The sequence below is a fragment of the Haloferula chungangensis genome (assembly GCF_042664875.1).
Classification (GTDB): Bacteria; Verrucomicrobiota; Verrucomicrobiia; order Verrucomicrobiales; family Akkermansiaceae; genus Haloferula; species Haloferula chungangensis.
Genome location: NZ_JBHTBS010000001.1, coordinates 167,838 through 191,691, shown reverse-complemented (window position 1 = coordinate 191,691; position 23,854 = coordinate 167,838). Strand labels below are relative to the sequence as shown.

At 60.2% G+C, this 23,854-nt stretch carries 19 protein-coding genes and 1 tRNA gene; 10 read left to right on the top strand and 10 right to left on the bottom strand.

From position 1 onward, the window contains the following. The first annotated feature begins 7 nt into the window (after positions 1-7). The gene (gene hemQ / locus ACFQY0_RS00780; RefSeq protein WP_379708066.1) at positions 8-838 is read left to right on the top strand and encodes a hydrogen peroxide-dependent heme synthase; all 831 of its coding nucleotides are present in this window, start codon (positions 8-10) and stop codon (positions 836-838) included. A gap of 4 nt (positions 839-842) precedes the next feature. Here hemQ and ACFQY0_RS00775 read toward each other — a convergent pair whose 3' ends face one another. Both ACFQY0_RS00775 and ACFQY0_RS00770 read right to left on the bottom strand, forming a co-directional pair. After that, positions 843-2,033, bottom strand: coding sequence for a S1C family serine protease (locus tag ACFQY0_RS00775; RefSeq protein WP_379708064.1), 1,191 nt, complete (start codon positions 2,031-2,033; stop codon positions 843-845). Positions 2,034-2,056: 23 nt separating this feature from the next. Further along, positions 2,057-3,043, bottom strand: a complete 987-nt coding sequence (locus tag ACFQY0_RS00770) for a S1C family serine protease (protein ID WP_379708062.1) — start codon at positions 3,041-3,043, stop codon at positions 2,057-2,059. A 100-nt stretch (positions 3,044-3,143) separates the two neighbouring features. Here ACFQY0_RS00770 and ACFQY0_RS00765 point away from each other — a divergent pair, with 100 nt between their 5' ends. Further along, positions 3,144-5,510, top strand: coding sequence for a transglycosylase domain-containing protein (locus ACFQY0_RS00765; protein ID WP_379708060.1), 2,367 nt, complete (start codon positions 3,144-3,146; stop codon positions 5,508-5,510). Between the two features lie 126 nt (positions 5,511-5,636). After that, positions 5,637-7,349 (top strand): transglycosylase domain-containing protein, encoded by a 1,713-nt coding sequence (locus ACFQY0_RS00760; protein ID WP_379708058.1) that lies wholly within the window; start codon positions 5,637-5,639, stop codon positions 7,347-7,349. A 30-nt stretch (positions 7,350-7,379) separates the two neighbouring features. Here the strand turns inward: ACFQY0_RS00760 and ACFQY0_RS00755 are convergent, their stop codons facing one another. From ACFQY0_RS00755 to ACFQY0_RS00745, 3 genes are all read right to left on the bottom strand, one after another. Further along, positions 7,380-7,865 (bottom strand): MgtC/SapB family protein, encoded by a 486-nt coding sequence (locus tag ACFQY0_RS00755; protein ID WP_379708055.1) that lies wholly within the window; start codon positions 7,863-7,865, stop codon positions 7,380-7,382. Positions 7,866-7,898: 33 nt separating this feature from the next. After that, positions 7,899-8,162, bottom strand: coding sequence for a hypothetical protein (locus ACFQY0_RS00750; protein ID WP_379708052.1), 264 nt, complete (start codon positions 8,160-8,162; stop codon positions 7,899-7,901). A 209-nt stretch (positions 8,163-8,371) separates the two neighbouring features. Further along, entirely contained in the window at positions 8,372-9,829 is a 1,458-nt protein-coding gene (locus ACFQY0_RS00745) for a glycoside hydrolase family 75 protein (RefSeq protein WP_379708050.1), read from the bottom strand. Positions 9,830-9,998: 169 nt separating this feature from the next. Between ACFQY0_RS00745 and ACFQY0_RS00740 the strand changes: the two genes are divergently transcribed. Continuing rightward, a complete protein-coding gene (locus tag ACFQY0_RS00740; RefSeq protein ID WP_379708047.1) occupies positions 9,999-11,372 on the top strand; it encodes a sulfatase family protein in 1,374 nt (457 codons plus the stop codon). On the opposite strand, the gene ACFQY0_RS00735 is transcribed toward ACFQY0_RS00740, so the two are convergent. Further along, on the bottom strand, positions 11,362-11,781 hold the full coding sequence (locus ACFQY0_RS00735; protein WP_379709393.1) for a GAF domain-containing protein: 420 nt from the start codon (positions 11,779-11,781) through the stop codon (positions 11,362-11,364). The genes ACFQY0_RS00740 and ACFQY0_RS00735 overlap by 11 nt on opposite strands. A 104-nt stretch (positions 11,782-11,885) precedes the next feature. Between ACFQY0_RS00735 and dnaX the strand changes: the two genes are divergently transcribed. From dnaX to polX, 4 genes are all read left to right on the top strand, one after another. Then, a complete protein-coding gene (dnaX, locus tag ACFQY0_RS00730; RefSeq protein WP_379708044.1) occupies positions 11,886-13,370 on the top strand; it encodes a DNA polymerase III subunit gamma/tau in 1,485 nt (494 codons plus the stop codon). 122 nt (positions 13,371-13,492) lie between these two features. Continuing rightward, complete coding sequence (locus ACFQY0_RS00725) at positions 13,493-13,798, top strand: YbaB/EbfC family nucleoid-associated protein (RefSeq protein ID WP_379708042.1); 306 nt, start codon at positions 13,493-13,495, stop codon at positions 13,796-13,798. 76 nt (positions 13,799-13,874) lie between these two features. Further along, the gene (locus ACFQY0_RS00720; protein WP_379708040.1) at positions 13,875-14,891 is read left to right on the top strand and encodes an endonuclease/exonuclease/phosphatase family protein; all 1,017 of its coding nucleotides are present in this window, start codon (positions 13,875-13,877) and stop codon (positions 14,889-14,891) included. A gap of 243 nt (positions 14,892-15,134) precedes the next feature. Next, positions 15,135-16,859 carry a DNA polymerase/3'-5' exonuclease PolX gene (polX, locus tag ACFQY0_RS00715; protein WP_379708038.1) on the top strand — a complete coding sequence of 575 codons (1,725 nt, stop codon included), beginning with the start codon at positions 15,135-15,137 and terminating at the stop codon, positions 16,857-16,859. Positions 16,860-17,069: 210 nt separating this feature from the next. Here the strand turns inward: polX and ACFQY0_RS00710 are convergent, their stop codons facing one another. Together ACFQY0_RS00710 and hrpB are read right to left on the bottom strand one after the other, a co-directional pair. Then, positions 17,070-17,615 (bottom strand): hypothetical protein, encoded by a 546-nt coding sequence (locus ACFQY0_RS00710; protein WP_379708036.1) that lies wholly within the window; start codon positions 17,613-17,615, stop codon positions 17,070-17,072. 72 nt (positions 17,616-17,687) lie between these two features. Next, positions 17,688-20,294 carry an ATP-dependent helicase HrpB gene (hrpB, locus tag ACFQY0_RS00705; protein WP_379708034.1) on the bottom strand — a complete coding sequence of 869 codons (2,607 nt, stop codon included), beginning with the start codon at positions 20,292-20,294 and terminating at the stop codon, positions 17,688-17,690. Between the two features lie 95 nt (positions 20,295-20,389). Here hrpB and ACFQY0_RS00700 point away from each other — a divergent pair, with 95 nt between their 5' ends. Both ACFQY0_RS00700 and ACFQY0_RS00695 read left to right on the top strand, forming a co-directional pair. Next, a complete protein-coding gene (locus ACFQY0_RS00700; RefSeq protein WP_379708032.1) occupies positions 20,390-20,641 on the top strand; it encodes a Sec-independent protein translocase subunit TatA/TatB in 252 nt (83 codons plus the stop codon). A gap of 3 nt (positions 20,642-20,644) precedes the next feature. Continuing rightward, a complete protein-coding gene (locus ACFQY0_RS00695) occupies positions 20,645-21,688 on the top strand; it encodes an endonuclease/exonuclease/phosphatase family protein (protein ID WP_379708029.1) in 1,044 nt (347 codons plus the stop codon). A 41-nt stretch (positions 21,689-21,729) separates the two neighbouring features. On the opposite strand, the gene ACFQY0_RS00690 is transcribed toward ACFQY0_RS00695, so the two are convergent. Beyond that, entirely contained in the window at positions 21,730-23,535 is a 1,806-nt protein-coding gene (locus ACFQY0_RS00690) for an alpha-amylase family glycosyl hydrolase (RefSeq protein WP_379708027.1), read from the bottom strand. Positions 23,536-23,714: 179 nt separating this feature from the next. Then, positions 23,715-23,789 (bottom strand) — tRNA-Val (locus tag ACFQY0_RS00685). Positions 23,790-23,854 lie beyond the last annotated feature (65 nt).

Genomic DNA, 23,854 nt, shown 5'->3' with positions numbered 1-23,854 from the left:
CTCCATCATGTCTGAAACTGCTTCAATCTCCCCACTCGTGCCCCGTGAAGGATGGCACGTCATGCACCTATTCTATCAGGTCGATCATGCACAGTGGTCGATCCTTGATAAGGACGAGCAGCGTTCCGCCAAGACGCGCCTGACCACCCTCATCCAGGAAATCCGCGCGACGCCCGACACCCACCTTCTGACATTCGCGATCGCCACGCCGAAGGCCGATATCGGCTTCATGCTCCTGACGCCTGATCTCCATGTGGCCAATGCTTACGAAAAGCAGCTCACCCTGTCACTGGGGCCGGAAGTTCTCAGTCCGGTCTACTCCTATCTCTCGCAAACCGAGAGTTCGGAATACACCACCACTGCCGAACAGTACGCGGAGGAAACCCTCAAGGGTGAACAGGGTCTCGCCGAGGACAGCCCGGAATTTGCTTCGGCGATGAAGGAGTTCGAAGAGCGCATGGCCCACTACCTCCAGCACCGTCTCTACCCGGTTCTCCCGGACTGGCCGGTCATCTGTTTTTATCCGATGTCGAAGCGCCGCAACGGTGCCGATAACTGGTACTCACTCAGCTTCGAAGAACGCAAGAAGCTCATGGCGGGTCACGCCCGTGTGGGACGGACCTACTCGGGACGGATTCTTCAGCTCATCACCGGCTCAACCGGCCTCGACGAGTACGAATGGGGCGTTACCCTGCTCGCCAAGGACACCATCGACATCAAGGCGATCGTTTACGAAATGCGCTTTGACGAAGTCACCGCCCGCTACGGCGAGTTCGGTGACTTCTACATCGGCATGCAGCTTCCGCTCGACCAGCTCTTCCGCCGAGTTTGCCTGTAAGGTTTCACTCGCCGATGCCCCCCATCTCCAGATCCATTCGCTCCAGCAGCGACTGCATCTCTTCGAGATGTCGGCGGAGTCGATCGGCGGAGCCGGGATTCATCGGGACGGCCCGCGGGCGGGACTGATTCTGTCTCATCGTCAGCTGCTGGTCGTTGCGCCCGGGAATCTCGGCCAGCTCGGGCGAGGTCGACTCCTTGCCGAGGATCGCAGCGACGTCTGAAGCGGGCAGGATGTAGCTGCGTGTCCGATCGGTGCGGGAAATCGTCATGCCGATCACGTTGCCTTTCAGGTCCACCACCGGACCCCCGCACTGATTTGGCTTCAGCTGCATGTCGGTCTGAATCACCGTGGGAAACCCGCTACCCACCACACTCAGCGGCCCACCCATTGCGCGCATCACATTCAGCCGGGCTTGCGGAAGTTGGGGAAACTCGGGACGACCCTTGAGCTCGACCTGGAGTTCAAGCTCCTTGCCACCGCGCAGAACTTTCATTCCCAGCTTGGCTCCGGGTTCGTGATTGAGAAGCACGGCCCGCAGTTCAAACGCGCTGTCCACCTTCACTCCACCCAGCTCAAGAATCACATCCCCGGCTTTCACCCCTGCCATCTTCGCACCGCCATCCTCCATGACGTTCCCGACGAGAACGCCCTCACCCTCGTGGCCGCCCTTGAGCTCCACACCAATGAAAGCCTGATCGGTCTCCCGCAGAATCCGCTCACTAACAGCAACCACGCCCACGCGCAGAGGGTTGTCATCGGGGCCCGCCGCGACGAGAAAACGCCCGACCGGCGGCGTCTCCTCCACGCTCCAGGTGATCGGCGTAAAGCGGGCTCCTTCAAGCTGAAGCATTGCAATGTCTTCGTCCTGATAGACGCCGAGCACCGTCGCATTCGCCTGTCGGCCGTCACCACCGACGACTTGGATCGAATCGTAGTTGATTCCGATCTCGCTCCACTTTGTCAGAACCTGGGTCCCATCACCGACAACGGTGCCGATCGCCACCTGTCTTCCTTTCACCCAGACCCAGACGGTCGAGGCGGAGACCTTGCGGGCTACAGGACGAACGGCCTCATAAATCTCGGCCGACTGACGCCGCGTTTCCATGCGTTCTTCGGGCCGCTGCAAGGGCACGTCCTGAGCGGGAAGCAAGCTTGTCGCTCCCAGCGCAAACAACACCAGCGATGCTTTCATTGATCGATTCATTGATGCATTCATTACCTGAAAAGTTGATCTCTCCTCACGAGTTCCATTTCCACCTCAATCATCTGGCGGCCGCGTTGGATTCCGATCTTCACATTGTCCCCTGCGGAGAACTTCGCAAGGAGAAGGGTGAGTTCGCGCCCTCCATTGATCCGGTCACCCGCGACACTGCGGATGATGTCGCCCGGTCTCACCCCGGCCTTTGCCGCCGGAGAGCCCGAAGTCACTTGTTCCACCGGCACACCGCCATCCCGAAGCTCCCGCCCCATCAGGATCCCGATCACGGGGCGCTCCTGATTCGCCAGTGGATTGAGCTGAAGCTCACCCCAACTTTCGCCTGCGATCAGCCGCTTCCAGTCTTCGCGAAATCCGTCAATCCCCGCGTGGTTGTTGTTGTCGAGCCCCTGGCCAATCGACGAGTTGATCCCCACGACTTTCCCATCCAGATCAAACAACGGGCCGCCGGAGTCGCCCCCAATCAAGGTGCAGTCCGTGGTTAGAAAATTGCCGGGGCCATCCGAAACCACCCGCCCGAACCTCATCGGAGGAGTTCTTGCCGGGTCGTAGCCCTCACTGTGACCCATCGCCACCACCCAATCCCCGGCCTTCAGGGGCTTTGACTCGCCCAACTCGGCGAATGGCCATGGCCCTTCATCCTTGATCCGGGCCATGCCGATGTCCTTGGAGTAGTTGGAGCCCAGGACCGTGGCCGTGGTCTGTTTCCCATTTGGAAACACCACCTCAACCTCCTCGACCCCATCCGTGACGTGAGCCGCGGTCAAAATCAGACCATCCGCCGAAGTGATTACCCCGGATCCGGAGGCTCCGGTGTCAGCGGCGATGAGCGCCACCGTTGCCGGCATCACTTTTTCTGCCAGCGCCTCGGTTTTCTGCTCAATCTTGAGCAAATCGTCCAATCCGCGCAGCGGTTCCCGAGCCACCGCAGGAGCCAGCAAAATCGCCAACGCGGCAATCCCATGAATAATTCCGATTTTCTTCATCGCTTTATCACCGAACATAGCGACGCAATCTCCGCGCTTTGTCTCCGTGTGCGACAAACATGGCGCGTCCCGCGCTCCAGCGCTACCAACTTTCACATCCATGCCCAAACGTTCTTCAAAGGACTCATCCTCCTCAGGCTCTGAAAAGGGGAGAAACCGCCGTCGTAACAAGCCCGCCCGCAAGAAGCACGGGCTCGGCACCCTGCTCCTCTTCTGGCCCTTTGCCCTCTGGCAGAAAATCACTTCCGCCTTTCCTTTCATCATCCGCCTCCCGGCCCGCCTCATCGGACACCCGGCGATTCTCTCGCTCTATTTCCTGATTCCGCTGTCGATCTTCTACTACGGCCGCGCCCGGCAGTTCGACATGGCAAAGGTCTCGGAAATGCCCGAGCGAAGCATCGTCCTCGATCGCCGCGGTGAAGAACTCGGTCGCATCCACGGCGAAAAGCGCGACATCATCACCTTTTCGGACATCGCACCGGAATTCCTCTCCGCCATTCTAGCCCGGGAAGACGAGCGATTCTTTTCCCACGGTGGTGTCGACTGGATCGGCTTCGCTCGCGCAACCCTGCGCAACATCAAGGATCAGTCGATGACCCAAGGAGCGTCGACAATTACCATGCAGCTGGCGCGCAACAGCTACCAACTCCAGGCAAAACCCCTATCCTTTTCCCACATGGTCCAGGAACTCGACCGCAAGTTCCTGGAAATCGCCGTCTCCTACCGCATCGAATCCAACTATGCGAAAGAGGAAATCCTCACTCACTACGTGAATCGCATTTTCTGGGGCCACTCGATTCGAGGCATCGAGGAAGCCTCACGCACCTACTTCGAGAAACGCGCCAAGGATCTAACACTTTCCGAGTCCGCTTTGCTCGCCGGCATCGTCCGCGGACCGAATGCCTTCTCGCCTTTCAAGGACATCGAGAACTCACGCTTCGAGCGCGACAGCACGCTTCAACGCATGGTCGACGCCAAAGTGCTCAGCCAGGAAGAAGCCGACGCCGCCATGGCCGAGTCCATCGACGTGCGTCCCGAGTGGCGACGCGTCTTCCATGACTCCTGGGCCATGGACGCCGTGCGCCGCGAACTCGAGCGGATCCTGGAAGAGGAAAACATCGAGTTCGGTGGTCTTCAGATCACCACCACGATCGACAACCTCGTTCAAAAGAAGGCCGAAGAAGCGCTCGATCAGCACCTTCGGAAATTCGAGCGCGGCGGCGGATACCAGCATCAGACCCGTGCCCAATGGCTCGCCTTGCCCGAGCCGCGCCCGGCGCCCCAGTACATTCAGGGCAGCGTCGTCGTCATCGAGAACCTCACCGGTGCCATCGTCGCCACCGTCGGCGGACGGGATGCCGATGAGTCCAAATTCAACCGCGCCAGCCAGGCCAAGCGCCAGATCGGATCGACCTTCAAACCCTTCGTCTACCTCGCCGCCTTTGATCACGGTTTGCGCCCCGACACCATGCTCAGCGACGACCCGCTGCGCCGCGGCGAAGTGAAGGGCGCCGGTGGCTGGTCGCCATCGAACTCAGACGGCAAATTCCTCGGCATGCAGCCCGCCTCCGTCGGTCTGATTCGCTCACGCAATACCATGTCGGTCCGCGTAGGTGCCTTCGCGGGAATCGACTACGTCAAGGAGATCGCCACCTCGGTCGGCTTCGAGCGCGAATTATCCAGTGACCCGACGGCTTTCCTCGGCACGCTCGACGCCTCACCCGAAGAGCTCGCCTCCGCCTACACCGTTTTTCCCAACCGTGGGGTCCGTTTTCCACCGCGCTTGATCGCAGAAATCCGGAATCGCGACGGTGGCGTCGAGTACCGCAACCCCCTGATTTCCTACGAAGCGGTGAAGCCCGGGTCGGCATGGACGACGTCCCGCATTCTCCACCAGGTCATGGAATCCGGCACCGGTGCCAGCGTGAAGCGACTCGGCTTCAACAAACCCTGCGCGGGAAAAACCGGCACCACCAACGACTACCGCGACGCGTGGTTCGTCGGCTACACCTCCAGTCTCACCTGCGCGGTCTGGGTCGGACTCGATCAGCCGAAGAAAACGATTGATCGGGGCTATGGCTCGACCCTCTCGCTCCCCGTCTGGGCCGAAGTCATGAAGACCGCCGATCGACTCGGCTACAAGGCGGATGGCCTGGACTCGAAGCTCTCATTCCAGGACTGCCGCATTTGCCGGGTCTCGGGAAAGCGTGCCACCCCCGCCTGCGAAAGTGCGGGTGAAGCTTACAGCGACAGCATTCCGATCGACCTTGTCCCGGCCGAGACCGACATATGCCTCCAGCACGTCGAAGATGTTTCTGAGAAATCCGGAAATCGTCCGCCGAAAGCTGTGCCGGTCGGTGAATTGCCCCCGACAGAACAAGCCCCGAAAGCAATCCCTGCGGACGAGGAAGTTCCCCGGGCAATTCCCGTCGAGGAGGACATTCCCCGCGCCATCCCGGTCGAGTAGCCGGTGGAAATTCGACATTCGGGATTGGATAATTGAGGGAAATTCCCCACGAATTCCGCCGCGGGGAGGCCAGCGATCGCCTCCCCAATGACCTGATCTCACCTACCCCATCCCCACGAAGTTCCCTTGTCCACCTGGCGACCAGCATCCCGATTTCCCAAATGGCTCTCATGGATTCCCGACTGGTGCCATGCGCCATTGATCTGGATGCTACGTCTCGGCATCGCTGCCCTGATCGCCTTCCTCGCCGTTGCCTTCTTCTACTTCCTCCAGTCCTCGAAGTTCGATCTCGATGAAGTCGCCGCGATCCCCGCACGCACTACGATTCTCGATCGCAACGGAACCGAAATCGAAGTTGCCTGGGGCAGCAATCGACGGCTCGCCCGACGGCAGGACCTGCCCGACTTCATGATCCAGTGCCTCGAGGCACGCGAAGACGCCCGCTTTTACGAGCACAACGGCGTCGATTTCCGTGGTCTCGCCCGCGCTACCATCCGCAACATCAAGGACCGCGACTTTACTCAGGGCGCATCCACCTTGAGCATGCAGCTCGCCCGCAACACCTTCGAAATGCGGGCCAAGTCGATTCATCGCAAGCTGTTAGAGATCGCCCTCACCCTGCGGATCGAACAGCGCTATTCGAAGGACGAGATCCTGACCCACTACCTCAACCGCATTTACTTCGGCGCCGGCTGCCATGGAATCGAAGAAGCGTCCCGCTCCTACTTCGGCAAATCCGTCTCCCAGCTCGACAAAGGACAGATCGCCATGCTGATCGGCATCATCCGCGGTCCCCACCTCTTCTCGCCAACCCGCAATCTCCCCGGTGCACGCGCCCAGCAGGACGAAGTGCTCGACCGCATGATTGCCATGGGTCGCATCGACGAGGCCGAGAAAAAGCGCATCGAAGCCCTTCCGATCAAGCTCGTCCCCTCCGAACACCGGAGCAGCGAACGCTCCTATGCCCTGCACGCCATCCGGGAAGAACTCGCCGAGATTCTCGAAACGAGCGACATCCGCCTCGATGGTCTGATCGTCCACACCACCCTCGCCACTGACTGGCAGCTCCGTCTGGAAACCGACCTTTCCGAAGCCCTCAGCGAAGCCGAGAAGGCGCCGGGCTGGGACAAGCCGACACACGCCGGTTACCAGTCCGGGGAGACGCCCGAATACCTGCAATGCGCCGCCGTCACCCTGGAATCGGAAACCGGCTCGGTGCTCGCCCTCATTGGAGGTCGCGACTTCCTTCACTCCCGCCTCGACCGCACCGTGCAGGCCCGTCGCGATCTCGGCACCGTCATCGAACCATGGATCGCTGCGGCCGCAGCCGAGCGCGGCAAGCGTGTCATCCCCGGAAACCCCCTTCTAACAGGTCGCCAGATCGGCCCCGCCGAAACGGAGCGCATCATCAAACGCTGCGGCATCGGTGGCCCCTTCCTGACAACCGAAGATCTGTTTCGTGGCGGCGTCGCATCCACGCCCATGGAACTCGCCACCGCCCTTACCACCCTCGTATCCAACGGCAAGCGCCCCCAACCTTTCCTGATCCAGAAGATCAGCAATGCCGACGGCAAAACGCTTTTCACCCGACAGACCTCGCGCAGTCAGGCCATCTCCAGCAATGCGGCAAAGGAGGCTTCGAGCATCCTCAAACAGGTTGCCGGCACCCGTTCCTATACCGGAGCCACCGGTTCGGGCCGCGACGCTTGGCTGCTCCGGGTCGGCCCTACTGGTTCGACGGTCGTCTGGCTGGGATTCGATTCCCCCGAACGCATCGCCAAGAATCCTCACATCGATAAGATTCTCGACGACCTCGTGAAACGGCTTGGCAACAACTAGGCCTTGCGGAGCGGATTCCATCCCGAGATCCTACCGGTTAGAACCGGTCTTGCCTCCCTCGGAATCATGGCTCTTTCGGGTTTTGTTCGGCTTCAGGAAGTCCATTCCGTGGAGAACCACCAGCACCATCACGGTGATGCCCGCGGCCATCAGGTGAAATGCCAGACCGACCATCATTCCCACCGCGGCCGTCAGAAGAATCGACGCAGCGGTCGTGAGGCCCCGAACCCGGTCCTTGCCCCGCGATACGAAAATCGTGCCGGCTCCCAGGAAGCTCACTCCCGTCACCACCGCCTCGACGATTCGAATCGGATCGAAACGCATTTGATCGCCCGCATCCATCGACCGCTGCACGAAAAGTTCGCCCAGGATCACAAATAAGGCCGAAGCGAGACCGACCAGCATGTGCGTTCTAACACCAGCGGATTTGCCAGCGGCTTCCCGCTCCCATCCGAGCGCTCCACTCAAAACCAGAGCGATGAGAGCACGGACGAATACCGTCAGTTCGACTTCCATACGGCAAGGGGCTCCGAAACCTGCCCGGGAGCTTTATTCTGGTTCCACCCGGATTGCCTTCTTTTCGGCCGCCCGTCCGTCGCCCTCGGAAAGTTGACGATCGATGTCGTCGAGCATTTCATCAGACTGGTCGGAGTTTTCCTCGTAAAGGTCCTCTACGGTCTCCCGCAATTCGTTTTCCGCCTCTTCGAGCCCCATCTTGACGGACTCCAAATTAGGATCCTCATCGACGTATGGAGGAGCGGCAGGCGATTTAGGATCAGGTGAGGCTGCTTGTTGGGGATCGAGTGGAGTCATGATGATTGGATTGGGGTTCCCCTCTCTCCTTGCAGACGCTGTTCCAATCCGCCCCTCGCCCGAGCAGAAGGCCGGCCTCCCCGCCTATATCAAGGGATTCGCGGATGGAGACCCGGGAGTGCTGCCACCCGGAACTGGAAATTCGGTTGCGATATACCCACCTGGGTTTGCGATTTGCACATCTGCATCTCGCGGTTCTTCCCTCCGAATCATGGAGCTTCGGAACCCTCTGCCTCACCACCGTCCACCGCGCCATCAGGCTCAGCGGGCGTCTCAGTTTCCTGCCTTTCCGGATCATCGGTGGCTGGCAGCTCCTTCTTCGGCAGCAAATCCTGCCACTGATAGAGCTCCGCCCCCTCGCCGATTCCCCCGACCTCACCAAGCAGCTCCCCACACTTGCTACGCCAGGCATCGTAGTTCGGCGGCCCTTTCTTCGCCTCGCGGCTTCCGGGAAACACAACGTAGGTCACGGTTAGATCGGACACCGGACGACTGTAGGGAGATGCTTTCGGATTCAACTGCTTTGCCATCCGCAACGATGCTTCGCCCACCTTGAAGGTCGGTCCTCCATCCCCGACAATCGCCGGATAGAGCATCTTCTCGTGCACCACCACGGCATAATCTCCGACCTTCGGCGCATACACATCACCCGAGGCCGTCAGGAGGTTCACGGGAATCACGATGAAGGGGTCATACTCTGCGATCAGGAAGCTGCGATACTTCATGTCTTCGATTCCCCGTTTGAGATACACAATGCGATCCCTCAGCCACGCCTTCCGCTCCGCCGTCGTCCCGGCATCCGCCAATTCACGATTCGCATTTCCGATCCGCTTCTCCCATCCATCGACCATCGGGTTCGGCGTCTTGGTCTGCTTCTTCCACCCGTAGCTCGTAAACGGCTGATAGTAGGTCGAGTTGACAATATTGTCGGGCATCGTCGCAAGCCGATCTCCATCCGATCCATCGGACACCACATCCATCTCCGCCTGCATCAGAAAAACCCGGCGATTTGTCTGCGGATGGCGCATGTTCAGGATCGTCTCGCAGTCGTAGAAGTTGTGTTTCGTGAGCAGCTCGGTGAGCTTCGTCGAGTCCCTCTTCAAGCGCTGGGTCTTGTTGTCATAGAGCTGATAAAACCACCTCGAGACCTCGGCCTTCTCAAGCATCACTCCGAGCCCCGGAAGGAGTTTTCCCAAATCGGGATTCACCGATTCGAGTTCCTCAAGCGTCTTCGAGGGTGCCGGCACTTTTACGCTGAGCGTGTACTCCGCGACGTAGGATCCGTCATCGACCCGCTCTTTCGAGGCCAGTCCGCCCTTTTCCACCTTTACCTGGGTCTTGAGGGGAATCCCCGAACGCAGCTTCGTCACATCGCCACCGGTCGCCGCCGAATGCTCGTCAATCCTCGGCAAAACCTCTGGCTCACCGGCTTTCTTCGCCGCCGCAGCCTGCTTTTTCGCCTCCTCGGCGTTCTTCCTCAGCTCTGCAAGTTCCTGCTCATACTTCTCGCGCAGACGCGCTTCCGCTTGCCGCATGATGTCCTCTTCATCGATCTCCCGGGCCACCGCCGCCGGCTTCAAACGTTGCTCGATTTTCTGTAGAACCCGCTTCCCCTGAGGCGTGAAAGGCGTCGCCGCGATCCCGAGCGCAACCAGGAATATCGACACACGAATCCACGGAAATCCTCCTTTTGAAGTCTTCCGTTGCCTTACCCCCTCGATTTGATTTGGGTCCAGTTCACTCATTTCCTAACTGACTTATCACATCCAACTTCGTCCGCCATCCCGAATCGGTAAGATTCTCTTTCGCCCCGACGTTTCACTACGAGCCACATCGATGAAATTCTCCTTTCTCCACCTTGCCCTCTGTTTCCTCACCACCCTGCCAGCCCTCGCGCGCGACCCCAACGTCATCCTGATCTTTACCGACGACCAAGGCTACAACGACCTGAGTTGCTTCGGCTCGGAAACCATCAAGACACCCCACATTGATGCCCTCGCGGAAAAGGGACTGCGCCTCACCGACTTCCATGTCCCCTCGCCCGTCTGCTCACCCTCCCGCGCCGGACTCCTCACCGGCTGCTACCCGAAGCGCGTTGGCATGCACCAGCACGTCCTCTTCCCAAAATCGACCTATGGTCTGAACCCCGAGGAACTCACCATTGCCGATCATCTGAAGGCCAACGGCTACGCCACCGCCTGCATCGGAAAATGGCACCTCGGTCACCTCCCCAAATTCCTTCCGCGCGCCAACGGCTTCGATTTCTACTTCGGGATTCCCTACTCGAACGACATGAACCATCCGGCGAATCAAAAGAGGCCGAAGCTTCCGAGCGACGAGCTCTGGGCCGACCAGAAAACCGCCGTCACCCTTTGGAACACCCCGCTCATCCGCAACGAGGAAATCATCGAAGTCCCCGTCGACCAGCAAACCATCACCCGCCGCTACACTGACGAGGCAATCCAATTCATCACCTCTAACAAAGACCGCCCCTTCTTTCTCTACCTCCCCCACAGCATGCCGCACATCCCCCTCTATGTGCCCGACGATGCCTACGACTCCGATCCCGCCAATGCCTACAAGTGCGTGATCGAACACATCGATGCCGAAACCGGACGCCTCACCCGAACCCTCAAGGAGCTCGGCCTCGAAGACGACACCATCATCATCTACACCACCGACAACGGCCCTTGGCTTAAGTTCAAGAACCACGGGGGCTCCGCCAAGCCCCTCCGCGATGGCAAGGGCACGACCTTCGAGGGCGGCCAGCGCGTTCCCTTCATCATCTCCTGGCCCGGCCACATCCCCGCCGGAGGAAAGTCCGACGAACTCACCAGCAGCCTCGACCTCTTCCCCACCATCGCCAGTCTCACCGGCAAGCCCCTCAAGCCCGCCAAGAAAATCGACGGCATCGATATCAGCAAGGTCCTGACAGCCGGAGAAGAGTCACCCCGCGACGAATTCCTCCACTACACCTCCAGCGGCGAACTCGACGGCCTTCGCCAGGGCGACTGGAAACTCCTGCTTCGCAAAAAAGGAGCAGGCAAGCCCCAGGTGCAACTCTACGACCTCAGCAAAGACATCGGCGAACGCACCAACCTCGCCTCCAAGTATCCTGAAAAAGTCACCACGCTCCAAAAGCGCATGACCGAGCTCGACGCCGAAATCACCACCAACGCCCGCCCCGTCGGCGGGAAGTTCAACAGGTAAGCCGAGCAAGGATCCGCTCCAGCCATTCCCGGTCGATGTCATCGAAAGCCCCCTTTTCCTCAGAATCGACGTCGAACACCGCGACCACGGTGCCGCTCCGGTCGCGCACCGGCACCACGATCTCACTTTCCGATCTCGCATCACACGCGATGTGCCCCGGGAACTCGTGCACATCCGCCACCACCTGAGACTCCCCCGTTTTCCAAGCCGTCCCACAGACTCCGCGACCCCAGCCAATCCTCGCGCAGCCCGGCGTCCCCTGATACGGCCCGATCACCAGCCCGGCGCCGACCACCCGATAAAATCCGGTCCAGAAGAAATGCGGCATCGTTCCGTGCAGCACCGCCACCGCGCCGGCCATCCGCGCGACTTGGTCCGTTTCGCCCTCAAGCAGACCGGAAATCCGCATCTCAGCCTCGCGATAGAGGCCCAATTTCTCGTTGGAATCAGGAATCACGCCGCGAATCAAAACCGGGGGCTGACAAACGCGCAATCCTACATACCTTCGGGGGCGTGAGCTATCAGGTCTTCGCCCGGAAATACCGCCCGAAAACATTCGACGACGTCCTCGGACAGGACCACGTCATCAAAACGCTGCGCAACGCCATCGAACAGAAGCGTCTCGCCCACGCCTACCTCTTCGTCGGCCCGCGCGGCACCGGGAAAACCACCACCGCGCGGATCCTCGCCAAGGCCCTCAACTGCCCCGGCGGCCCGATGGCCGACTTCGATCCCGACAACGACCTCTGCGTCGAAATCGCTGAAGGCCGCTCGCTCGACGTCCTCGAAATCGACGGTGCGTCTAACAACTCGGTCGACGACATCCGCCAGATTCGCGAAACGGTCAACTTCGCCCCCGCCCGCGGCCAGTTCAAGATCTACTACATCGACGAGGTCCACATGCTCACCAATCAGGCCTTCAACGCCCTGTTGAAGACCCTCGAAGAGCCGCCGGCGCACGTGAAGTTCATCTTCGCCACCACCGAGCCTCACAAGATTCTCGCCACCATCCTTTCCCGCTGCCAGCGCTTCGACCTCCGCCCGATTCCAGCGGAAATCATCGCCCAGCACATGCTCCACATCGCGAAGGAGGAAGGCATTACCCTCGACGAAGCCGCCGCCTGGGCCATCGCCAAGGGTGCCGACGGAGGCATGCGCGACGCCCAGTCGATGCTCGACCAGCTCGTCGCCTTTTGCGGCGATACCATTCACGAAGCCAACGTCCTCGACATCTTCGGCTTCACCTCGCGTGAAACCGTCGCCTCGCTCATCAAGGCCCTGCTCGACCGCGAGACACCCCGCGCTTTGGAAGTCGTCCAACGCGAAGCCGAAGCGGGTCGCGAGCTTTCCCAGCTTCTCAACGAACTCATCGGCTGCCTGCGAGCCCTGCTGATCGCCGGTCTCGATGCCACCACCAGTGCCGAAGGCATCCCCGCCGATACCTGGAAGGCGCTGAAGGAATCCGCCTCCGGATACTCCCCGGACCGCATGCTCGCCGTCATCGACGTCTTCGCCGAAACCGAAGGCCGCATGCGCTGGGCCACCAACAAGCGGCTCCACCTCGAGCTCGGCCTCATCAAAGCGATCCAAGCCCTCGGCGAGATCCGCATTTCCGATGTCATCAAGGTCCTCGCCGGCGCCGCCGATCAATTCCCTTCAAGAAGCGGGGATTCAATTCCCCCGGACAAGCCCAGCACCCCGCCCCAAGAGTCAAAACTTCCCGAACCAAAACCCGAGCCCGCCGCTGAAGCCGTGGCGGCACCGACGCCAGTCGCGACACCCGCTCCAAAACAGGAAGCCAGCGGCCCTCTCGACATCGATGCCCTCATCGATGCCGCCCCCGACGTCGCCGTGGAACCGCCTGCCCCTGTCAAACAGGAGGAACCAAGGCCCGAGCCTACTCCCGAGCCCGAAGCCCCAAAGCAGGAAGAAGACGATTTCTATCAGGATCCCCTCATCCAGAAGGCCCTCGTCATGTTCCAAGCCACCCTCAAATAACCTAACGGGGCAACAGCCCCCACTTCTGTTTTAGCATTGGAAAATTGAGAATTGGAAATTCAGTCCATCAGTTCACCAACTCCACCCCAATCAACTAACCCCCTTTTTTCACCAACAACGATATGAACATTCAGAAAATGATGAAGCAGGCCCAGCAGATGCAGGCCGGAATGCTCGCCAAACAGGAACAGCTCGCCAACACCGACTTCGAATCCTCCGTCGGCGGCGGAAAAGTCACCGTCATCGCCAATGGTGCCGGCGACGTCAAATCCATCCGCATCGATCCTGCCGTCGTCGATCCCGAAGACGTTGAGTTCCTCGAAGACCTCGTCCTCAAGGGCGTCCAGGAAGCCATTGCCAAAGGAAAGGAAGCCACCGCCAAGGAAATGAAAGGCCTTACTGGCGGCCTTGGCATCCCCGGAATGTGATTCCCGAGGGGCCTCCAAGTGCCAACTCCACTTGGCCTTGGAAAACTGAGTATTGGAAATCCCGCCACTGCGGCCTATGCGCACCACCCCGTTGAGCCGCCGTGCCGCCTGGTTGCTCATCGGGCTGTCAGTGGCACTGCACCTCCTCACGGTCTTCGCCTTCGCTCGTCAGCCCGACAAGCTCGCCGCCTTTACCGTCATGCCCATTTGGGTTTGGGGAGCCCTTGGGGTCATTCTCTCATCCATCGCGACCTACGTTTTACGCGCGCCCCTACCACTCGCTGTCACCGCCCTCTGGGTCCTGACGACCCTGCTCGGATCGGACGAAGCCCGGGTCATCGGCAACCTGACAAAAAGCCCTCCCCATCGCGGTACTCCTGCCGCCATCGATGGCGTCCAGCCCATCCGGGTCATCACCCTGAACTCTTCGATGTTTCGCTTCGGGGATCCATCCGACGACATTGCCGTCTGGGAACCTGACATCGTCATTCTTCAGGAAGTCAGCGCGATCCATGTCAAAAAAATCGCCGATCGTCTTTATGGAGGTCACGGTGACTATCGTGCCTTCGCCCTCAATGGCATCGTCACCCGCTGGAAGATCAAAAGAGAAGTCCGCAACCCGGACCCCAAGTTTCTTTACTTCAATCACAACGTCACCATCGAGCACCCCACGAAGGGAGACATCGAGGTGGCCAACGTCCACCTATCGTCCGCCTCCACCAATCTCCGCCTCTGGCAAAAACAATGCTGGCGGGACCACCGCGACAACCGCAAGCGACGCCAACTTGAAATCGCCGTGGCCCTCAAGATTCTCGAAGAGACCACCACCTTCCCCGGCGCCCAGCCCGTGATCTTCGCTGGCGACTTCAACGCCCCTCCCAGCGATCCCATCCAGCGGCTCATGGAAGCTCATTTCGATGACGCTTTCCGTGTCGCAGGCACCGGCTGGGGCAACACCTTCCAACGCCGAATCCCGATCCTCCGTCTCGACCGCATCCACGTCACCCGGCAATTCACCCCTGTCCGGTGCCGCGCCGTCACCACCCGGAAATCGGACCACCGCATGGTCGTCGCCGATCTGCTGCTGGACTGAAAGCTCAAACGGACCGCCGACTCTAGTCGGCTCCTCCAATGGTGAGGAACCTGTCATCCGTCAGTCGGGCTTGGGGGAACAGGATTCTGGGGCTAGAAAGGCAGGAGGCATGGGCCGCGACCGCGTCGGTTGTCTGCCCGACCTCCGGATCCTGACACCTGTTCTCCAAGGCCCGCAGAGCCCATCCACTATTCTGCCCCCATAATCCCTTGCGCCTCCTTCACGTTGCGTTTCAATCCCCGCATGCCCGAAGCCACCCGCGAATCCCTCGCCGCCGTCCTCGACGAGATCGCCCTGCTCCTTGAAGTCGAAGGAGCCAACCCTTTCAAAACCCGCGCCTACCGCAATGGCGCGGAGATCGTCCGCACTCACGACGAAGACATCCTCGCTCTCGCGAAAGCCAACGAGCTCGGCAACATCAAGGGCATCGGTGAAGCCCTCCAACAGAAACTCCACGAACTCGCCACCACCGGCAAACTTGAGTTCCACGAAAAACTCCGGGGCAACTACCCTGATTCCTTCTTCGATCTCTTCGACCTCGAAGGCATCGGACCGAAGAAAGTCGGAGCCCTACACAAGGAACTCGGCATCGACTCGATCGCGGCACTGAAAACCGCCTGCGAGGAAAACAAGGTCGCTGCACTCTCCGGCTTCGGCAAAAAGACCGAGCAGAAGATTCTCGAGTCCATCGCTCGACGCGAAACCTTCGCCGATCGCTTCAGCCTCGTCGTCGCCGCTCCCATCGCCGAAGAAATCCTCGACCAGCTCCGCGCCCACCCCGAAGTACTACGTGCGCAGTACGCCGGCTCCCTGCGTCGTTCCAAGGAAACCGTCGGCGACCTCGACTTCATTGTCGCCACCAACAAGCCGGCCGAGCTCACTGATTACTTTTCCAAGCTCGATCTCGCCCACGAGATCATCGTTCTGGGCGACACCAAGTGCTCGATTCGCCTCGAGAACGGGCTTCAGTGTGACCTCCGGGCCGTCTCCAACGCCCAGTTCCCCTTCGCGCTCCAATACTTCACCGGCTCGAAGGAGCACAACGTCGCGGTCCGTTCCCGCGCCTTGAAAAAGGGCCTCTCGCTCAACGAATACGGCTTCACCGGCAAGGGTGAGCTCCCCGATGTCCATGACGAGCGCGACATCTACAAAGCCCTCGGCCTCGACTACGTGGAACCTGAACTGCGCGAGAACCGCGGCGAGATCGAAGCCGCCGATGCTGGAGAACTTCCCCAACTCGTCAGCTGGGAGAACCTGCGCGGCACCTTCCACAACCACACCACCGAATCCGACGGCAAAGCCACCCTGGAGGAAATGGCCCAGGCCGCCATCGAGCTCGGTCTGCGCTACCTTGGCATCGCCGATCACTCGAAATCCTCCCCTCAGGCCAACGGACTCCACCCCGACCGCCTCCTCCGTCAGGTCGACAAGATCCGCGCCTGGAACGAAAGCCACGGCGATGAACTTCACATCTTCGCCGGCTCGGAAGTCGATATCCTCAAGGACGGTTCTCTCGATTTCAACGATGAGATCCTCGCCCAGCTCGACTACTGCGTCGCGTCCGTCCACAACGCCTTTTCCCTGAGCGAAGACGACATGACCAAGCGCATCATCCGGGCCATGGAGAACGAACACGTCACCATGATTGGCCACCTGACAGGTCGCATCCTGCTTCGTCGCGATGCTTACGCGGTCAACCACGACAAGATCATCGACGCCGCCGCCCGCACCGGCACCATCATCGAGCTGAACTGCAACCCGAAGCGCTTCGACATGGATTGGCGCTGGTGGCACAAGGCCCGCGACAAGGGGGTGCTCACCTCCATCAATCCCGACGCCCACCATCCCAGCCAACTCCAGTTCCTCCGCTTCGGTGCCAACATCGCCCGCAAAGGCTGGCTCCGCAAACAGGACGTCCTCAACACGCGCACACTGGAGGAAGTGAAGGAATATCTGGGTGTGTCGTAGCCACCCGTCGCCCCCAAGTTTCCTTCTCCCATTCAAGCTCGTGTGCGAGATCATCAAGCCATGAGCACTGAAGACCATCCTGGTCCAATTCCTTCCCTAGCTTGATCGCCCTGGCATTGATCGACAGCTTTGAAATTGAGGTAGAAGCGAGGCCGCAACTACTTTCAAATTTCTGCAGTATCTTCGGTTCCGAATAAACTCAGAACCTCCCTACCAAGGCAAAATCGTCTCCCAGACACTCGCCTTCGCGCAATCGACGACCGCCTCTTCCTCACTGATCCGGCGGAAGCCGCCTTTTTTTCCTAACTCATCGAGCCCGCGTCTCACCGCCTTCAGTTCAATCCCCAGTCCGCTGACTCGCAGCAGCACATGCAGCGCAATGATCAGCAGTCCCACGGCGAGGATCCAGGACGGTGCCACCCGCTGAAAGATCAATGAGAACACGAAGATGATGCCCACGAGCACGGGCAGAATCTTCAAGCTCCACCAACCGGTGCGCCGTTGCTTGGCCAACACCAGCCCGTCCCTTTCTAACAAACGCAGGCCACAGTCCCTCAGTGCACTGCCCAAAGCCGCTGCATCCTTGACATCATTCGGCTTTTTCCGGGGTTGTCCGAGCTTATCACAAAGCTCGGACACCGACATCGAGCATCCCACGCGACGTCCCTTGTCGCGAACCCGCTTCCAAAACCACCAGCGTGCCACCCACGCCGCAATCAGCACGAGAAGCGAGAGGACAATGAGTAAACGGGGCACGCCAGAGCTTGGAAGGTTCAAGTTCCAAGTGCCAAGTTCCAAATGAAGGGTTCGTGGGACCAGTAGAACTTCTCACTTCTCACCGCGCGGGTCTTCCGGCCAGGGGTGCTTCGGGTAGCGTCCCGCCAGATCTTTCCGCATCTGCGAGTAGCCGCTGCGCCAAAAGCTCTCCAGATCCTTGGTCATTTGCCAGGCCCGCTGATTGGGTGCCTGCACGTGGACCAGCACCGGCACCTTTCCCCCTGCAATCGTCGGCGTTTCCCAAACTCCGAACAAATCCCTCACCCGCAATCCAATCCACGGGTCCTTGCCATACTCGTACGTCACCTTGGCTGAGCGACCATTCACGAGATCCAGACGCTCCGGTGCATAGCTGTCCAGCACCGCCCGCTGCGGAACGCTCAGCCACTCCTTCAAAACCGGCCACACCGCTGCGTCCTTGATCTCCTTGTAGCTCGTCGCGCCATGACAAATCTGCGCCACGGCGGCCGCCTTGTCGTCATCCCCCCAACATGGCATTTCCATCTCCGGCATCCACTCGCTCAGGCAGGCCAGCCTTGCGCACCACTGCTCCACCGCCGCATCCCACTTTTTCAGAACCAGCTCGCCCCCCAGAACCCGCCTCGCCAGTTCCTCCGCCGCCGCATCCAGATTCACTCCCTGATCGCTGTCTTTCGACTCCAGCACCAGGTCCCTGAAGCGCAGCTCCCGGCGCGCCACCACGCGACGTCGCGACTCGTCCCAGGCGGCGCCATCGACCTCCTTGAAGTCTTCCGGAAAAATCTCGCGGAGCCAAGCCAGCTCCACCGCCGTGGCCCTCTTCAGATAGGTCACCACCTCACGCCCCTCCACTTCGGTGATTTCCGCCGCCACGAATGCCGCCGAGCGCTTTGCCGCGCTTTGATCATCGAGCTTGCCTTTGCGCTTTCCGACCAATCGACACGCCAAGGTCGCCTCCCCGACTTTAACTCCCAGGCGGTCGCTGAAGCCCGCCAGCATCGCGTGCCCCACCGCCTCCCGCCTCGCGGAAAAATCCACCGCCTCGGTCGGCCAGCCTCGCTTCGACGCCAGGTTCAACAGCCTCTCGAAACCCTGCGCCAGCTCTCGCGACCCGCGACCACGCACGCCGAACTGGCTCACCCTCCTCGGATCAAAATTCATTCCCGCCGCGGCATCAAAGCCCCGCCACTCCGCCTGAAAGTCCGTGAAGTCGTCCTTTCTAACAAACTCACCCCCACCTCCTTTTCGCGAAGCCCAGATCCCCTCGCCCTGCACTGCCGCACAAACAAAGGCCATCTCGGAAACGCAGCCCTGCTCGACACCCGCCATCATCAGCCGCGCAAACCTCGGTTCCAGAGGCAGCGCCGCCATCGCCTTTCCTTCCTCGGTGATGTTCCCCTCCGCATCAGTGGCTCCAAGGTCATGCAGCAAGCCAAGCGCCCGCTCCAAACCCTCTTTCGAAGGTGTCTCCAACCAGCGGAACTCCGCGACGTCCTCGACCCCGCAAGCCAGCAACAGCAGCACCACCTCCGACAAATCCACCCGACGCACCTCGGGCACTTCGAAGCCTTCGCGCCGCGCATGCTCGCTTTCACTCCACAGTCGGATGCAACGTCCCGCCGCGGTTCGTCCCGCCCGGCCGGCGCGCTGATCCGCTGCCGCTCGCGAGATTTTCTGCACCAGCAGCGTCGAAATCCCGCGCCTCGGATCAAAGCCCGACACCCGCGCCAGGCCCGCGTCGATCACCGTCCTCACCCCATCGATCGTCAGCGACGTCTCAGCCACATTCGTCGAAACAATGATCTTCCCCCGTCTGCAAGGTCCCACCGCCGCCTCCTGCGCCGCCGGTGGCAATCCCGAATACAAGGGGAACACCTGACGTTCCCTCGCCCAGCCCGCATTTTCTAACAACTCCACCGTCCGACGGATCTCGTGTGTCCCCGGCAGGAAACAAAGCACGTCGCCACAATCAGGATCTGTTAGAGCCTCCCGACAGGCTGCCGCCACCTGCTCCCAGACCGGCGCCTCCGCCATCCGTCCGCTGCGGTCCCTCACGGGTTTTGACGCCCGATAGGAAATCTCTACCGGGAAGGTCCGCCCCCCTGCTTCCAACAGAACTGCAGGTTCCAGAAACTTCGCAAGTCCACCCGTCTCCAGCGTTGCCGACATCACCACCACCCGCAGATCCGGGCGGGCGCTTTCCTGCAAATCCAGGCAGCGCCCCAATGCCACATCCACCGCCAGCCTGCGCTCGTGAAATTCATCAAAAACCACCGCCGACACCCCACTCAGCTCCGGGTCGTCCTGAAGCCACCTTTGAAACAAGCCATCGGTCAGATAAATGACCTTTGTTTCGCGACCATAGCGCGAATCGAATCTCACCGCATACCCGACCTCGGCACCGACGGTTCCCCCCCTCTGTCGAGCCACCCAACCCGCCAACATGCGTGCCGCCATGCGCCGCGGCTCGATCACCAGAATCCGACCCTCCAGCCCCGCATCCCGCAACATTCCCGGAACCGCCGTCGATTTCCCTGAACCCGTCGGAGCCTTCAGCAGCACCCGCGCGCCCTCAGAAGCCACCGCAGCCCGTAAATCCTCCTCAATCTCATGAACTGGCAAGCGCACGGCCTCATCCAGTGACGGCAGAAACCATCCGCCAAGTCGAATATTCTCCAATTTCCCGTCAGAAATCGGCCGATTCGTGACAAATCCGCCTTTCCGCTGCCGTTATTCCCGTTGCTAAGCCCGGTCAACGGACCTAGCCTCTCTCCATGAATCCAATCCTAGCTTTTATGAATCTCGGCGGCCCTGAAATGATAGCGATCTTCGTGATCATTCTTCTCCTCTTTGGAGCCAAGAAAATTCCAGAACTCGCACGCGGCCTCGGCAAGAGCATGGGTGAGTTCAAGAAAGCGCGCGAAGAGTTCGAACACGAAATCACTCGCTCAGCGGACGAAGTCACCAAGAAGGACGACGATGTGAAAATCAAGGAAGTCGCCGGTAAGGAACCCCGCGAAATCTGAGACATGCGCTTCGGCATCTTCCCCCGCAACGCTCCGAGATTCCTCGGGGCGTTTCTTTTGCCCGCCCTGCTCACCCTTTCCGGATGTGAAAAGAAGAGCAGCACCCCACCCTGGGAAGGTCAGACCGTCGCGGTCGAAACCGAGGCGAAGGAAGCCGAAGTCCAGGGGGCGGATCCCAAGAAGGAGGATGGCGCACGCGCGGCAAGTCCCAAGGAAACCACGACAGGTTCGCTTCGTTTCGTCGCCTACAACCTCAAGAACTGGCTGACCATGGATCGCTACGTCGACCGCAAGCCGGTCGGCTCCACTCCCAAGCCCGAGGATGAGCGCCAAGCCATCATCGAGATTCTCAAGGAAGCCCAGCCCGACATTCTGGGCGTTTGTGAAATCGGCACCAAGGATGACCTCGCCGATCTTCAGAATGATCTCAGGAACGTCGGCATCGACCTGCCCCACCGTTTCCACTCCGGTGGTGTCGACGACACCCGCCGCCTTGCCTTGCTGTCCCGCTTTCCGATCACCGCGAGCCGCGTCCCCAAGGACCTCACCTACAAACTCGGAGATCGCGAACGCGGCATGAGCCGAGGCATCCTCGATGCGACGGTCGACTCTCCCGCAGGCGAACTTCGTTTCCTCGGTGTCCACCTGAAGTCCAAGCGCGAGATTCCCGACGGCGATCAGGAAATGATGCGGCGCGCCGAAGCCCACCTCCTCCGCCGCGAAGCCGATCGCATCCTCTCCGACCAGCCGGACACTCAATTGATCGTCTACGGTGACATGAATGACACCCGTCAGGCTTCCGCCCTGCGCACCATCCAGGGCCCGCGCAACGGCCCAACCTCGCTCAAAATGGCCTACCTCCGCGACTCACGCGGAGAATCCTGGACTCACTTCTGGTCATACCAGGATGTCTACTCCCGTTTCGACTACATCCTCATGTCGCCGCCCCTCGTTTCGAAAATCGCCTGGGATGACTGCCGTGTCCTCGATAGCGAATCCTGGAGCGACGCCAGCGACCACCGGGCCCTGCTCCTCGTGATCGAGTAATACGGAGACGGACTTTGTAAGTCCGTCATGCGCTAACCAGCCTACCCGATCTCCATCATCCTCGCCGACAAAGGCTGGAGACTTGGTAGATTCACTCCTTCCCCTGTTAGGCTTTCTACGGGAACTGACGTGTTCCACTCGTCCACCAATCGCTCGTTGAATCCGAGCTCTGCTTTCGAAGCACCCAGCCAGCGCAGGGCATCCTCAGGGATGACCACCCGCACGCCTTCAAGCGTCCGGCTACCGTGAAAATTCGCCACCACGAGAAATGCCTGCCCCGAATCCTGATCGCGACGCAGGTAGGCATAGAGCCAGTGACCACTCACTGACTCACCGTCGACCCGACCAAATGCCGGATTCTCCTTGTTGGCATGATTCAGCCCATAGAAGTCACCCTTAGTGAAAGCCGGCTGCTTCACCCCTTCTAACAACTTCGCGTACCACCCGCGGAGTTCCTTCTGCTCATCCGACAGGCGCCCGCCATCGAATTTCCCGCCATTCACCCATTTTTGAAACTCCGGCATCGCCCAGTAGTCGAAAATCGAGGTGCGTCCATCATCACCCGCGAAGCCTTCGGCACCGTTCGCTGGTTCACCGACTTCTTGTCCGTGATAGATCATCACCGGCCCACGCCCCATTCCGAACATCACCGCACTCACCGGCCGGCCCACCATCATCCCCAGCGCCGCCCACTCCCGCGGAGTCGCCAGACGCACTTCGTCATGGTTCTCGGCATAGCGCAGCGAGGCATGAAAGCGATCGCCGGTAAACGTCAAGCCATCGAGATCGTTCGCCCACTTGTAGCCGCCCGCGAAATCATCATAGAGCCCCATGCAGGCATCATAAACCGGATCATCGTAAACGGCATCGAAGCCCGCATCGAGCAGGGCATCCAACACATTTCCCTCGGTCAGCTTCGCCGGGTCGCCATCATAGGCTTCGCCGAAAATGTAAGTCTCCGCGTCCCGCTCACGAGCCCGCGTGATCATCCACTTCCAGAACTCCATCGGCACCATGTGCGCCATGTCCACGCGGAACCCCGCCACTCCCATCGCCTGCCAGTGGGCAAACACCTCATCCATTTTCCGCCAGGTATCCGGCACCTCGTCGGGTTTCGCCGAGGGCCCCGGCAGGCTCGAGGTGTCCCGACCCTGCGTGAAATCGTGTCCGTAGTTCAGCTTCACCGTCTCATACCAGTCATGGATGCCCGGTGAAAAACGGATCGAGTTATTGCCCGTCACCCGCACGAACTCGGTCTCCGCTTCGAACAAACCACTGCATCCCTCCATCCCCGATGTTGGCAACTTCAAGGGCGGCCCACCCTCTGCCTGGCCTTCCTGGACGTAGAAGAAGTTGTTGTCCCACTTGAAAAAGCACGCAGGATCGTCGTCGTTACCGAAACTCAGTTCCGGTCGCACGTCCGATGCGTAGCTGCGCGCGACATGGTTCGGCACGAAGTCGATCACCACCTTCAGGCCATGCGCTTCACAGCGCTCAAGCAAGGCCTTGAACTCATCGATCCGCTTCGCTGGATCCACCGCGTAATCCGGACACACATCGAAGTAATCCCGGATCGCATACGGGCTTCCCGCCTTGCCCTTCAAGATATCGGCCGGGTCCGCCGGCCGCCCCGGATAGGCCGTCCCACTCGCCTGCTCATGAACTCCAGTGAGCCACAGGTGCGTCACCCCGAACTTCTTCAGTTCGCCCAGCGCCCGATCATTGAAATCGGCAAACTTTCCGCAGCCATTCTCCTCGATCGTTCCGCCGTGCTTTCGGGTTTCATTCGTATTTCCGAACAGGCGCGGCAGCACCTGATAGATCACCGGACGTATGGCCTCACTCATGATGCTGCCAGTCAATCAAAGCCGGATGACGACCGCAAACCCGATTCCTCAGTACGCACCGCCCAGCATCATCTGCCAATCGCCTGAGTTTCCCTGTAGCAGACCGTTCAGGGGACAGCTTTGCAAATAGGCAGGATCCCAGAAGCCTCTCCCCATTCTCCATCAGTCATTTGTGAAGATGGTGCGCGGTACTGGGTTCGAACCAGTGACCCCATCGGTGTGAACGATGTGCTCTACCACTGAGCTAACCGCGCGTTGCCGTAAGGCGGGGCGCAGGAATTAGGCAAATCCTGCGCGCCATGCAAGCCCGGAGTGAGCG

What these genes read in the sequence shown, in the direction of transcription:
- hemQ (WP_379708066.1), top strand. Translation starts at nt 8, where the DNA reads ATGTCTGAAACTGCTTCAATCTCCCCACTCGTGCCCCGTGAAGGATGG.
- ACFQY0_RS00775 (WP_379708064.1), bottom strand. Translation starts at nt 2,033, where the DNA reads ATGAAAGCATCGCTGGTGTTGTTTGCGCTGGGAGCGACAAGCTTGCTT.
- ACFQY0_RS00770 (WP_379708062.1), bottom strand. Translation starts at nt 3,043, where the DNA reads ATGAAGAAAATCGGAATTATTCATGGGATTGCCGCGTTGGCGATTTTG.
- ACFQY0_RS00765 (WP_379708060.1), top strand. Translation starts at nt 3,144, where the DNA reads ATGCCCAAACGTTCTTCAAAGGACTCATCCTCCTCAGGCTCTGAAAAG.
- ACFQY0_RS00755 (WP_379708055.1), bottom strand. Translation starts at nt 7,865, where the DNA reads ATGGAAGTCGAACTGACGGTATTCGTCCGTGCTCTCATCGCTCTGGTT.
- ACFQY0_RS00750 (WP_379708052.1), bottom strand. Translation starts at nt 8,162, where the DNA reads ATGACTCCACTCGATCCCCAACAAGCAGCCTCACCTGATCCTAAATCG.
- ACFQY0_RS00740 (WP_379708047.1), top strand. Translation starts at nt 9,999, where the DNA reads ATGAAATTCTCCTTTCTCCACCTTGCCCTCTGTTTCCTCACCACCCTG.
- ACFQY0_RS00735 (WP_379709393.1), bottom strand. Translation starts at nt 11,781, where the DNA reads ATGCGGATTTCCGGTCTGCTTGAGGGCGAAACGGACCAAGTCGCGCGG.
- ACFQY0_RS00725 (WP_379708042.1), top strand. Translation starts at nt 13,493, where the DNA reads ATGAACATTCAGAAAATGATGAAGCAGGCCCAGCAGATGCAGGCCGGA.
- ACFQY0_RS00720 (WP_379708040.1), top strand. Translation starts at nt 13,875, where the DNA reads ATGCGCACCACCCCGTTGAGCCGCCGTGCCGCCTGGTTGCTCATCGGG.
- polX (WP_379708038.1), top strand. Translation starts at nt 15,135, where the DNA reads ATGCCCGAAGCCACCCGCGAATCCCTCGCCGCCGTCCTCGACGAGATC.
- ACFQY0_RS00700 (WP_379708032.1), top strand. Translation starts at nt 20,390, where the DNA reads ATGAATCCAATCCTAGCTTTTATGAATCTCGGCGGCCCTGAAATGATA.
- ACFQY0_RS00695 (WP_379708029.1), top strand. Translation starts at nt 20,645, where the DNA reads ATGCGCTTCGGCATCTTCCCCCGCAACGCTCCGAGATTCCTCGGGGCG.
- ACFQY0_RS00690 (WP_379708027.1), bottom strand. Translation starts at nt 23,535, where the DNA reads ATGAGTGAGGCCATACGTCCGGTGATCTATCAGGTGCTGCCGCGCCTG.